Below are 13,160 nucleotides of genomic sequence, written 5' to 3'. Positions count from 1 at the left end.
ACCCCCAATCAGACAAGAAAATTCCTAAACTACTGACAACGCGAATACCGGAATTTGACCCTAAAAACCTGATTGGTCGCGAACAAGAACTGAAAGACTTACGAGAACACTTGAGTAACCAACAGCAAGTGGTGTTGGTAAACGGTATGGGTGGTATTGGTAAAACCGCCTTGGCACAAACCTACGCAACGTTCTATCGCAAGAACTACGAACACATTGCTTGGGTGCAACAAACCAGTGACGATTTTCGGCAAGATTTAATCTCTGCTGAGGGCTTATTGGATAGTCTAAATCTTTCTACCACGGGCACCGTCGAAGAACTATTCCCTAAAGTAATCAATAAACTTCGCTCAATAGAGAGCCAACCTAATTTGTTGGTGATTGATAATGCGTTTGTGTCATTAACCAAAATTAAAGACCAATTACCCAAACAGCCGCACTGGCATATTTTAATTACCTCAAGAGAAGAGATTGCAGGCTTTGAACTTAAAGAGCTGGGGTTTTTATCGGAAGCCGCTGCCATCGATTTATTTAAGCGTCATTATTCTCTTACTAAACTGCAAAATGCAGACATAGCCATACTGGTTAAACGCCTAGACTACCACACGCTAACCATCGAATTGTTAGCTAAAATAGCGCAACGTAAACGCGCCACGCTAGAAGATTTACTCACCGCCATAGAAAAAGACGTTAATGCCAATGTACATATTAACCACGCACTAAGCGATGAAAAGGTTGAGCGAATTCGTTCATATTTATGTTCTATTTTTAAAGCCGATAAACTTTCTGAGCCTGAAACATATCTATTAAAACAGCTCACCTGCTTACCCACAGAATTTCACACCTACGAAATCTTAGAGGAACTATTGGATGTAAAACAAGAGTTCGATATTACGCTTTCTGAAATACTCGAAAACCTTAAAGAAAGCGGCTGGTTAATTGCTGATAGCAAAAACGACAGCTATAAAATGCATCAAGTGATTCAGATGGCATTATTTACACAGTTAAATGTAAAACTTGATGATGTGGATTTTTTGATCGAAAATATAAATGATAAATTGTACCTTGATGACACTAAAGATAACCCCATTGATAAATTCCCTTGGATTCCCTTTGGCCAAACCATCGAGGGTTTATTGAATGAATCAACCGATGACAGAGTTTCCACCTTGCAAAATAATTTAGCCTTGACGCTTGGAGATCGAGGCGATTTACAAGGGGCAAAAAACTTACTCGAAAAAGCCATGATTTCGAATGAGAAAAACTTTGGTGAAGACCACCCAAACACCGCTAGATGTTATTCTAATCTAGGGCTGGTGCTTCAAAATCTGGGTGATTTACAAGGGGCAAAAACCTTACTCAAAAAAGCTATGCTTGCTGCCGAGAAAAACTTTGGCGAAGACCACCCAACAACCGCCATTCGTTATTCGAATTTAGGGTCAGTGCTTATAGATCTAAGTGATTTTCAGGGGGCAAAAACTTTACTCGAAAAAGCTATGATTTCTGATGAGAAAAACTTTGGTGAAGACCACCCAAACACCGCTAGATGTTATTCTAATCTAGGGCTGGTGCTTCAAAATCTGGGTGATTTACAAGGGGCAAAAACCTTACTCAAAAAAGCTATGCTTGCTGCCGAGAAAAACTTTGGCGAAGACCACCCAACAACCGCCATTCGTTATTCGAATTTAGGGTCAGTGCTTATAGATCTAAGTGATTTTCAGGGGGCAAAAACTTTACTCGAAAAAGCTATGATTTCTGATGAGAAAAACTTCGGTGAAGACCACCCATACACCGCTATAAATTGTTCTAATTTAGGAATAGCACTTCAAAACCTGGGTGATTTTCAGGAAGCAAAAACCCTACTCGAAAAAGCCATGGTATCCGATGAGAAAAACTTCGGAGAAGACCACCCATACACCGCTAGAAATTATTCTAATTTAGGGATAGTGCTTAAAGATCTGGGTGATTTACTGGGGGCAAAAGCCTTACTCGAAAAAGCCATGATTTCTGGTGAGAAAAATTTTGGTGAAGATCACCCAATAACCGCCATTCGTTATTCGAATTTAGGGGGAGTGCTTCAAGATCTAGGTGATTTACAGGGGGCAAAAACCTTACTCGAAAAAGCCAGGATTTCTGATGAGAAAAATTTGGGTAAAGATCACCCCTCTACAGGAAGTAGCTATCACAACTTAGCAACATTATTATATGAATTGCAAGATTACCAACAAGCTTATTCGCTAATTGAAAAGGCTTTGGAGATATTAAAAAACACTTACCCCGAAGGCCATCCGCATATAGAAAGAGCTCTTTCGTGGTATGAAAGAATAGAAAGTAAATTAAATAATTAACCTATTTAAATCAAAAAGCCCCGGCTAAATAACCAGGGCTTTTCGTTTTTATATCTTGCTACTATTTTTTAAACCAATAAATCACTTATCTTTTTTGCTTTTCTCTTTCTCAGGAATCACCATATTGGGGTCAACATGAGCTTCCATTTCGGAGCTGATTTTCTTGCGCATTTCCATTAGGGCAATGGCGGAGTTTCGTAAGAAAATATCGTGCTCGGTTTCTGGAATCCACTCTGGAATGGTGGTTGGGTTACCGTTGCTGTCGACAGCAACCATAATCACAATGCAGTGAGTGGTTAGATTGCGTTGGTCGGAGGTTGGGTCACCAGCGCGTACCGATAAACCAATGTGCATGGAGGTTCGGCCGGTGTAAATCACTTTGGCTTCTACCTCAACTACACTGCCCACCATAATGGGTTTCACAAACCGAATACCACCGGCGTAGGCGGTAATGCAATAGCGACCACTCCAACCTGCCGCGCAGGCGTAGGCTGCTAAATCGATCCATTTCATCACTGCACCACCGTGCACTTTACCGCCGAAGTTAACATCAGCGGGCTCGGCTAGAAACCTAAGTGTAATTTCTCTTTCTTTACCTGCCATAGTTACCTCTCAACCTGTGCAGTCATGGGAATATGTTGTGTCATACAACCCGTTACGTTAATGATGAAACGTCATCGTAAATTTAAGCACTCTTTTGCGCTCTTATTTTTACTGCCTATATTTATAAGAACTAAAAAGCACAGTGTAACTGTTAAACGCTCAATAAAACGCATCTATTGATGCTTTTCTAAGCGTAGTTGAACCGAATATAACGAATAATTTAGCACGAATGGATACGCCATCTTCAATGCCAGCGCACTGACTCTTTAAGCCGACGCTCATATTACCGTTCAACCATGAAGCTTTCGCTTCTCGCTGGAGTTAGTCTTCAAAATTGTTCGCCAGTTCTGTGTTTGTTGGCGAAAAACGCTGAGCACTTTACGGGTATTTTCGATAAATTTAATCACTGCTGTCTCTATTGACTCGATTACATATACAGCACACCTGTAATGGAGTTTAGTATTCAATCAACGTTCCATCGTTTAAATTCGATCATCGCTCGTGTTTGCTGTAGAATTCTCAGCCTTTTTTCTCACACTGTTACGCTAATATGACCGACCAATTTACCTCGCCAGATCAGTATCAATCCTTACTTGAACAAAAGATACAAAAAGTTAAGGCTCTTTTTTCTGCATACAATATGCCTGAAATGGACGTGTTTGAGTCGCCAAAACAACACTATCGCATGCGTACAGAATTCAAAATATGGCACGAAGGCACTGAAACCTATTTTGCCATGCACCAGCCTGGGGAAAAGAGTAAGCCGTTTAAGGTGGAAACGTTTTCGGTGGCCAATGAATTAATCAATCGCGCTATGCCACTGTTGATTACGCACATTACGCCGAATGAATTGCTCAAGCGAAAATTATTTCAGTGCGAGTTTTTATCGACGCTCACCGATGAGCTGTTAATTACCCTGATTTACCACAAGCCATTAAATGAAGAATGGATTGAGCAAGCAAAGCAATTAAAAGCTGAGCTGTCTAATTTGTTGAATTGCCAAGTGGATATTATTGGTCGCAGTCGCAAGCAAAAAATTGTGCTCGATCGAGATTTTGTTTTTGAGACGCTAACGGTCAATGAGCGCAAATTTACCTATCAGCAATTGGAAGGCGGTTTTACCCAACCCAACGCTCAGGTTTGCGAAAAAATGTTGACCTGGGCGGTGGATGCCACGCGCAATAATAGCGGTGATTTATTAGAGCTGTACTGCGGTAATGGCAATTTTACGCTCCCGCTGTCGCAAAATTTTAATCGCGTTCTTGCTACGGAAATTGCAAAAAGCTCTGTGCAAGCAGCGCACAAAAATATTGAAATGAATCAGGTCGACAATATTGAAATTGCTCGGCTTTCGAGCGAAGAATTGGTTCAAGCCTTAAACGGTGTTCGCGAATTCAGACGACTGCGAGAAATTGATCTGCAAAAGTTTGAGTTTTCTACCGTGTTTGTCGATCCACCAAGAGCCGGGCTTGATCCGGCAACGGTTGAATTTGTCGCTAAGTTCGACGAAATTTTGTATATATCCTGCAATCCAACCACGTTGGAGCAGAACCTAGCAAGCCTCAGTAAAACCCACACCGCCACGCAATTTGCGCTGTTTGATCAATTCCCCTACACCGATCACATCGAGTGCGGCGTTAAGCTAGTGCGCAAGTGATCAAATACAAATAGTAGGAATCAAACTTTGGTAATCAAACTAATTTAGTAAGCGCCCTTCTTCTGTTATCACGATTAACGCGTGCTGCAGTTAACCAGAAGGGCTGCGATGTTAAAAACTTAAAAGGTTTTACCTAAAATCCGCTGTGCGGCGTCGAGTACAAAATCGCCGTATTCTTTTTCTAGGCTCTCGCGCTCTTTATCGAATTTTTTCTTTTCTTTGCTGGGCAGCTTTTTCCACTCTTCTAAAATGGGAATGTGGTCGGTTTTGCCAGCTAGAATATAAAAGGCGGTGTATTCTTTGCGCACTTCGTCGTCAACACCCAAACCGTCGAGCAACACACGAATGCGAATGGCGGCTTCGGTTTTGGTTAACTGCTCGCCAATAACCCCTTGAGCCAGGCGTTGAATGGAGTTGTTCAGGCGTTTGCGTTGCTCTTGCAGAACACGCTCTTGTTCGGCCTCTACTTCGGCGAGTTGTTTACGTTGCAAATGCAATTGCCACAGGTAGTAGCCCGCAACGGCAGACAACCCCAGAACAATGACAATCCCGATAGCTAACAAAATGTACAAATACATAGCCATGACCTTACGCAATTCGAAACGGCTGCGGAGGATACCATAGGCACGAGACAATTGGCCTACAAAATCCAATTTGTTACCATCGTTTCAAATACCTCTGGGAATTTGATGGAAAAGAAACCACTATGACGATATCCCAGCTTGTTTTAACTCATTGATGAGTAGGAATCCATGTCCCAACTGGATGGCAAGTTAACCGACAAAGCCGTTGATATTAAACAAATTTGCAGTGATGGTTACGAGCAATACGACAGCGGCGAGTACGAGCGCGCACTGCGATTGTTCTACAAAGCTTGGCTGATGATTCCTTCACCGCAAACCGACTATTTAGAGGCCGGGTGGGTGCTGACTGCCATCGGTGACGCTTATTTCAAAATCGGCAAATACGAGCAAGCCATTAACGCCCTTGAATCGTGTTTGCACTGCGACGGCATTGACGGCAATCCGTTTGTGCACATGCGCCTGGGCCAATCGCTGACCGAAGTTGGCGAGATTACCCGAGCCCGAAAAGAGCTGCTTAAAGCCTACAAAACCAGCGGAAGAGCGTTATTTGACAACGAGCCCATTAAATACCTGAGCCACATTACTGATCTTGTAGGTTAAACACTGAGTGGAAAACGCACGTAAACGATCCTCAAATGCTCCCTCAATTTTGGTCTTTGACTCTGGCGTTGGCGGATTGAGCATTACCCAAGCACTGATCAAAAAATTACCCAACGTCAATATTCAATACGCCGCCGACAACCTCCACTTTCCCTACGGTGTAAAAACCGAGCAAGCTCTGGTTGATCGCATTGATCATATTTTGCACCGCTTTCAAGAACACGCCTGCGCCGATTTGATTGTTGTTGCCTGCAATACGGCCAGCACCATCGTTTTGGAACGTGTACGAGAACGTTTCTCTTTACCCATTGTGGGTGTTGTACCTGCGATTAAACCGGCGGCAAAACTGTCGGAAACCAAAACCATTGGCTTGTTGGCCACCCCCGGCACGGTCACCCGTCAATATACGGATGATTTAATCGCTCAGTTTGCCAGCGGTTGCACAGTGATTCGTTGCGGCAGCAGCCAATTGGTTGAATTTGCGGAAAGCTCGCTGATGAGCGCCGACAACAACCAAACAGGCGTGATCAATCAAGAAAACCACCGCCAGTTGGTAGTAGAGCTGTCGGTGTTGATTGAAGCCAGCGAAAAAGACATGGACACCGTCGTGCTTGCCTGCACGCACTTTCCGCTGGTAAAAGCCCAGCTTCAGCAACTGATGCCAAAAGTGAAATACTGGGTTGATTCCGGGGACGCTATTGCCAATCGCGTTGAATATTTATTAACCCATCAGCTGGGGCTAACGCTTGAGCAAAACTCAGCACATGGCCCACAGTATTCGAGTTTGTTCAGCAAATCAGTGGACGATAATCCGGGATTAATCCATTATTTGTCGCAATGGTTTAGTAATGAATGGCACCTTGTATAATCCTGGCGTATTTATCTTCTATTACCGGTTTAAATTTGTCTGTTTAAAATTGTTCGTTTAAAAAAGGTGTCCATTGACTACCCTATTCAATATCACGCCTTATTTAGCATCGCTCCAACATCACGATACGTTCATCACGGCTAATTCTCGAATCAGCGACGCCATGCGCAACGCCTACGCACAGGTGGTGCGCGCCCAACGCGATGCGGATTCAATCACTGACGCCGTTATTGTTGAATCCCCTAAAATTGTTAGCCTCAACCAATGGCTCACTCAAACGTGGAATCACTTTCAGGCCAATCACGCTCCGTTAGAGGTGTCGGTTTGCTTGTCGAAAATGCAACGCGTTCAGCTTTGGCAAAGCATTATTGCCAATAATATTGACGCCATGCCAATGGCAAAGCCGGAACACTTATCGAATCAAGCGGATTCGGCGTATCGCAGTTTGGTATTGTGGCAAATCAGCCAAAGCCAATTGGCACCGTACGGAACCCAAGCCAATCAATACCCGTTTCTTGCCTGGTTTCAGCAGTTTAATGAAACACTGGAAAAAAACGCTTGGACCACTGGCGAAAAACAACAAGCCGTTTTAAAAGACGCGTTTAACGATGGTGTTTTAGAGAAAACTCGGCACATTCATTTAATTGGTTTTGACGACATACCGCCGTTAACGCTGTCGTTGTTTCATCACGCCGCCGAGCAAGTTACCAATCATATTCCTGAAAGTACTCCGGAAAACGTACAGGAAAACACGCAAGAAAAGCATGTAAAACGATTTGAATTTCAGTCGCGAAAAGAAGAAATCATTGCCGCGGCAAATTGGGCAAAACAGCAACTGCTGAATAATCCAGACACAACCCTTGGAATTATTTCTCCCAATTTAGGCCAAACCCGCGATTTAATAGAAACCGTGTTTTGCCAGGTATTTGAGCCACACTACCGCAATGTTACCCGCGCACGCTACGCCCTGCCCTTTAACTTTTCGGCGGGTACACCGCTGTCTTCAACGCCGTTAATTCACGATACGTTATCGCTGCTGAAATTAAACAGCGGCACTTTAACCGTGGATGATTGCATCAATTTGCTCAATTCGCCGTTCTGGGCCGGTGGCTACGCACAAGAAGAAAGTACACTGGCAATCAAGCGGTTATCAAACGTGGAAAAGGTGGAATTGAATTTCGCCGATTTTCGCCACGCCCTGGCCGACGAAAGCCAATTAAAGCAACGCTTAATAGAGTTTGATCAATATTTTCGACGATTACCCAAACGCTTGCGCTATCGAGATTGGGTAAAACACTGCGTTGAAGCGTTGGACATTATTGGTTGGCCTGGGCAACGGCGCTTGGATTCGATGGAATATCAGCAAGTGGTTCAATGGCAAAATTTGCTGACGTCGCTTGTGAATTTGGATTTATTTTCTGAAACCAAAACGGTGTTTCAGTTTATTTCTGAATTATCGCGCTCGGCATCGACCACGCCATTCCAGGCACAAACTCGCGGCACGCCGATTCAAATACTTGGTGCACTCGAAGCCGCGGGCCTGCAATTTGACGCAACCTGGGTGTTATCGCTGGATGATCAAACCTGGCCTGCGCCGCCATCGCCTAACCCGTTGCTGCCCATTGATTTGCAACGCCAACACAATTTTCCCAACGCCACGGCTGAGAGAGAATTAAATTACGCGAATTCACTGACGCAGCGGTATATTTCCAGTGCTCGCAACGTCAATATAAGTTCAGCGAAATGGCACGAAGACTGCGAACTCTCGCCCAGCGGTTTAATTACTAAAATTCCGTTGTCACGTTTGACGTTAAATGCGTTAGCGAACGCACATGAAGACGCACATGAAGAAAAGGCCAAGCAAGAAAACCACGTTCAGCAAGCGGCGTTTGATTTTGAAGAACAAGAACCGCCAAGCACTGACGATTCCAGCCAGCCATTAACCACCAAAACGCTGATTGATTTCTACAACGAACAGCAATTTAAACACAGCCATAAAACCTGGGTAGATTGCGTGTTTGCCCCTGCTGTAGAAGATCCGAGCCAACAAAAAGGCGGCACATCGTTGCTGCAATGGCAAGCTCAACAACCGTTTAATGCCTTTGCTCGATACCGACTGAAATTGCAAACGATTGAGCCTGCCAGCCGCCACATCAAACCAACCACTCGCGGGCAAATCACACACGATGTTTTATCGCTGTTTTGGGACGATGTAAAAACCAAAGACAAATTATCAGAACTGTCTGAGCAACAAAGGCGCGAGCAAATTGAATCGCGGGTTAATCGCACCATTCGCTACATTGGCCAAAACACCGAAGGCGACGTTTTTTCTCCCGAAATACAAAAAATTGAAGCTCGCCGACAGGTTAATTTAATTGACCACTGGTTAACCTACGAACTGGAACGCGGTGATTTTAATGTTGAGGCCACGGAGTTTAAGTTATCGGCGAGTTTTAACGGTTTGAATTTTTCGGTACGCGTTGATCGGCTCGATAAAATTGGCGATAAAACTCTGGTTATCGATTATAAATCGGGGGCTATTTCTAGCACCAAACAATGGCTTGACGAGCGCCCCCAACAACCGCAATTGCCGTTGTATTTAATGATGGTGGACCCGCAACCGGAGGGCATTTCGTTTGCGTTTGTAAGCACTAAAAATACAGAATTCAGAGGCATTGGTAATTTTAATGCCTCTATTAAAGGCATTGCTTCGGCAGACGGTGAAAAGCTGCCGCACTGGGATGTGTTGGTTGAAAAATGGCGAGAAAATTTAGGCGTGTTGTGCTCTGAGTTTATTGAAGGCGTTTACGTGAATCATTTTTATCACGCGAGTGCAGCGCCGTTTCAAGAGGCGTATTTGCCGTTTAATCGCATTAACGAAAAACATCAGTTGTATACGCTCTGGTCGCACAATCCAAACACCATTACATTCGATGATCTGCACACCAGCAATCATGCCGATGACGCATCGGAATTATCTAACCGTCCAGTCGAGCCGTTAAACGATGGAGAATAATCAACACACTCAACCAGCGGATCTCTCGGTTCGAGAGCGATGCCTGGATACCAGCCAATCGTTTGTGGTCACGGCTCCAGCCGGATCTGGCAAAACCAGTTTGTTGACTCAACGAGCACTGGCGTTGTTGGCACGATCGAAATACCCCGAAGAAGTGTTGTGTATTACCTTTACCCGTAAAGCGGCCGCAGAAATGCGCGCGCGATTAATGAGCGCCCTGCGAGATTGCCATCAACTCAATGACGACACCCCAAGTTACCAAGCGCACACCTGGGCACTGGCGCAAGCGGTTTTGCAAAAAGACGAACAGCAGCAATGGCATTTGTTGGAAAACCCAAGCCGCTTAAAAATCACCACCATTGACGGTTTTTGTCGTTCGGTCACTCAGCAGTTGCCCATTGAATCCAGACTCGGGGCCGAGCTAGGCAATTTGGATTTTCCAGAAATTACCTATCGCCAAGCCGCACGCGAAACACTCAGTTGGCTGGAAAAAACCAACTCGCCTTATCACACACCCCTGGTGTCTTTGATTGAAAGCTTGGACGGCAACACTCAACGAGTCGAAGATTTATTCTGCCAATTATTGTCGAAACGAGATCAATGGTTAAGTTTAATTATTGGCATTCGCGATCAACGCAAATTATTAGAAGACAACGCACAAATACTGGTCAGAGATCATTTAGAACAATGCGCGCAGGCATTAATGGCCAACGCCAGCGAATTAATGATCGTCGCCGACTTTTGCGCCAATCAATTGTCTTCTGAGAATAAAGACAGCCCAATTACCGAATTATTGGGATCAACGGGTTTGCCCGACGCCCACGAAGATTATTTACCGCAGTGGCGCGCATTAATCAGTTTGTTAACCACTGCAAAAGGTCAATGGCGCAAGCGATTTGATAAAAGCATTGGCTTACCGGCGGGGAAAAATCCAACCCACGTTGAGATGAAGGATCGACTTAAATCGGTTATTGCTCAACTGCAACAAGACGACGAGTTACTGGAAAAATTTCAGCAAATTGCGGTTTTGCCGCACCCTAAATTTTCCGATAACCAATGGCAATTTTTAGATAATTTAACCCAAGTATTACCGCTGTTGGTCGGCCATTTAAAAATCTTATTTGGTCAGCTTGGCTCGGTGGATTTTATTGAAGTCGCCCAAGCGGCATTGGATGCCTTGCACGTTGAAGATACCAGCGTCAGTGACGTGCTGTTAAAATTGGATCATCGCATCAGTCATATTTTGGTGGATGAATTCCAAGACACTTCCCATGTGCAGTGGCAATTATTAAAACAATTGACCAGCGGTTGGCAAGACGATGACGGCCGAACGCTGTTTTTTGTGGGCGATGGCATGCAATCGTGTTACGGATTTCGCGGCGCCGAAGTTGGGTTATTTTTGGAAGCTCGCCAACGAGGTTTGGGCCATATTATTCTTGAAGACATGGCATTAAACACCAATTTTCGCAGCAGCGCAGAAATTGTTAATTGGGTTAACGCCACATTCCTTGAAGCCTTTCCGGCTCAGGACGACATCAGTCGAGCCGCGGTACAATACAGTAGCGCCGTCGCATTTGCGCCAGAATCCAAAGACGCCGAAGACGACATCACCTCGTCGGTACACTGTTACGCGCACACACGCGCCAAAGAAACACTCACGCCGCGCGAACAGGAATCCCAGCAAGTGGTGGCTCTGGTGAAATCGCTCAAAGCGAAAGAACCGGATTCCGTAATTGCCATTTTGGTTCGCAGCCGCAGCCATTTAAAAGAAATCCAATCGGCGCTAACACTGCAACAACTCAAACCCCAAGCCACTGAAATCGAACCGCTAAAAGAGCGCATGGCGATTCACGATTTAATGAGTTTGACTCGCGCAATGTTGTATCCCACCGACGAACTGGCCTGGTTTTCGGTATTGCGCGCACCTTGGTGTGCATTACCGCCGTCGGATTTATTGGCGATTCGCGAATATTTAGATCGCAACGACTTTATCAGTGTTTTTCATTTTATTGAGCACTTACCGATTCAGTCGCAAATTGCAAATTTAACCGAATCGGGATTTGCAAAATTACGGCTATTAAGCCAAGTTGTTGCGCAGGCGTGGCTTACGCGCAAACGCAAATCGTTGCGCACGTGGTTAGAATCCATTTGGCACGGACTCGGCGGCAACGAAAATCTTATTGACTCAAGCGACATTGATAACAGCAATACCTTTTGGCAATTGATTGAAGAATTCGATGACGGCGTCGCTATTAAAGATTGGCAATATTTTGAATTAGCCCTAGATCAGCTCTACGCCAGCGCCGCAGATGACGCCGATCCTCTACTACAAGTCATGACAATTCATAAATCGAAGGGATTAGAATTTGATCATGTGATTATTCCCGGTCTCGATAAAACCTCACGCCAAGACGACAAAGCCTTACTCAGTTGGCACACCAATATCAGCTCAACCGGCGAAGAGCTGCTGTTGATGGCGCCCTACCCTGAAATAAAAATTTCAGAAAAAGAGCCGGAAAATAACCTCTACAATTTTTTACGCTTTGAGGCCACACGACGCAATTACTACGAGCTTGTGCGTTTGCTGTACGTTGGTTGCACGCGCGCGGTAAAAAGCCTGCACCTGATGGCAAATATAGAGTGCGACGACGACGGCATATTGAAAACACCGTCATCGAATTCTGCGTTGGCATCGATTTGGGCGGGGTTTTCTAAGCAACCGCTGATTGACGGTAATGGAAACGATTCTCAAACAACAGTATCTGACTCATCAAATCCACTCAATTCTGAAGAATTTATTCGCTGGCACAAAATTCTCAGAAATAATCGCGACGAAATTTTCGAGTTCCCAGAAGAGCCGTTGCTAAAACCGTTTCGCGGCCACGAATTTAGCGACGAAAATAATATTCCAGAAACATTGAATCTGGATAACGTCCAAAGCCGCTCCATTGGAACCATTATTCACCGCATGTTGGAAAAAATCGCCAACACCAACATTGAAAGCTGGACGGAAAAAACCGTCGATAATCACAGAAATTTAATCAAGTCGTGGCTAATTCAAGAAGGGATTTTTGGTATTGACGCCAATACTGCTGTTGCGCGGGTTATCAATTGTTGTAAATGCGCGTTAAAATCCGAGCGCGGACGCTGGTTGCTGAGTAACCATCGCAGCGCACGTAGCGAATATTCTCTGCTCGATTGCGATCAAGAAAAACACTATATTGTTGACCGCACTTTTATTACTGAGCAAAGTGGCAAAGCCATTCGGTGGATTATTGATTTTAAAACTACTGCCCCAACACAGGGCGAATCGCAATCTGTTTTCTTAAATAGAGAATCTGAGCAACACCGATCCACATTAGAAAACTATGCGAGACTGTTTAAAGAACGCGAAAATCTTCCGACAAAAATGGCGTTATACTTCCCCCTAGAGGATTTATTCCACGAAATTTAAAAAAATTAATGTGGATAATAAAATAAATTG

8 protein-coding genes are annotated in these 13,160 nt (G+C 44.6%); 6 read left to right on the top strand and 2 right to left on the bottom strand.

Annotation, left to right across the window (positions count from 1 at the left end; genetic code table 11):
- Positions 1-20: 20 nt before the first annotated feature.
- The gene (locus tag LU361_RS17640; RefSeq protein WP_350338027.1) at positions 21-2,348 is read left to right on the top strand and encodes a tetratricopeptide repeat protein; all 2,328 of its coding nucleotides are present in this window, start codon (positions 21-23) and stop codon (positions 2,346-2,348) included.
- Between the two features lie 81 nt (positions 2,349-2,429).
- Here LU361_RS17640 and LU361_RS17635 read toward each other — a convergent pair whose 3' ends face one another.
- On the bottom strand, positions 2,430-2,951 hold the full coding sequence (locus LU361_RS17635) for an acyl-CoA thioesterase (protein ID WP_233090357.1): 522 nt from the start codon (positions 2,949-2,951) through the stop codon (positions 2,430-2,432).
- A gap of 550 nt (positions 2,952-3,501) precedes the next feature.
- Between LU361_RS17635 and trmA the strand changes: the two genes are divergently transcribed.
- Positions 3,502-4,608: a tRNA (uridine(54)-C5)-methyltransferase TrmA gene (gene trmA / locus LU361_RS17630; RefSeq protein ID WP_233090355.1), complete on the top strand. Its 1,107-nt coding sequence runs from the start codon at positions 3,502-3,504 to the stop codon at positions 4,606-4,608.
- A gap of 119 nt (positions 4,609-4,727) precedes the next feature.
- Here the strand turns inward: trmA and LU361_RS17625 are convergent, their stop codons facing one another.
- The gene (locus tag LU361_RS17625) at positions 4,728-5,261 is read right to left on the bottom strand and encodes a DUF2489 domain-containing protein (protein WP_233090353.1); all 534 of its coding nucleotides are present in this window, start codon (positions 5,259-5,261) and stop codon (positions 4,728-4,730) included.
- A 99-nt stretch (positions 5,262-5,360) separates the two neighbouring features.
- Here LU361_RS17625 and LU361_RS17620 point away from each other — a divergent pair, with 99 nt between their 5' ends.
- From LU361_RS17620 to LU361_RS17605, 4 genes are all read left to right on the top strand, one after another.
- Positions 5,361-5,792: a tetratricopeptide repeat protein gene (locus tag LU361_RS17620; RefSeq protein ID WP_233090351.1), complete on the top strand. Its 432-nt coding sequence runs from the start codon at positions 5,361-5,363 to the stop codon at positions 5,790-5,792.
- 7 nt (positions 5,793-5,799) lie between these two features.
- Positions 5,800-6,660 (top strand): glutamate racemase, encoded by an 861-nt coding sequence (murI, locus tag LU361_RS17615; protein ID WP_233090350.1) that lies wholly within the window; start codon positions 5,800-5,802, stop codon positions 6,658-6,660.
- Between the two features lie 73 nt (positions 6,661-6,733).
- Complete coding sequence (locus tag LU361_RS17610; RefSeq protein WP_233090348.1) at positions 6,734-9,676, top strand: PD-(D/E)XK nuclease family protein; 2,943 nt, start codon at positions 6,734-6,736, stop codon at positions 9,674-9,676.
- Positions 9,666-13,130, top strand: coding sequence for a UvrD-helicase domain-containing protein (locus LU361_RS17605; RefSeq protein ID WP_233090346.1), 3,465 nt, complete (start codon positions 9,666-9,668; stop codon positions 13,128-13,130). The genes LU361_RS17610 and LU361_RS17605 overlap by 11 nt, the downstream gene beginning before the upstream one ends.
- The last annotated feature ends 30 nt before the right edge of the window (positions 13,131-13,160 follow it).

Source organism: Sessilibacter corallicola, from assembly GCF_021290925.1.
Classification (GTDB): Bacteria; Pseudomonadota; Gammaproteobacteria; order Pseudomonadales; family Cellvibrionaceae; genus Sessilibacter; species Sessilibacter corallicola.
The sequence above is the reverse complement of the archived record's forward strand: the minus strand, read 5'-3'. Positions and strand labels throughout refer to the sequence as shown.

What these genes read in the sequence shown, in the direction of transcription:
- LU361_RS17635 (WP_233090357.1), bottom strand. Translation starts at nt 2,951, where the DNA reads ATGGCAGGTAAAGAAAGAGAAATTACACTTAGGTTTCTAGCCGAGCCC.
- trmA (WP_233090355.1), top strand. Translation starts at nt 3,502, where the DNA reads ATGACCGACCAATTTACCTCGCCAGATCAGTATCAATCCTTACTTGAA.
- LU361_RS17620 (WP_233090351.1), top strand. Translation starts at nt 5,361, where the DNA reads ATGTCCCAACTGGATGGCAAGTTAACCGACAAAGCCGTTGATATTAAA.
- LU361_RS17605 (WP_233090346.1), top strand. Translation starts at nt 9,666, where the DNA reads ATGGAGAATAATCAACACACTCAACCAGCGGATCTCTCGGTTCGAGAG.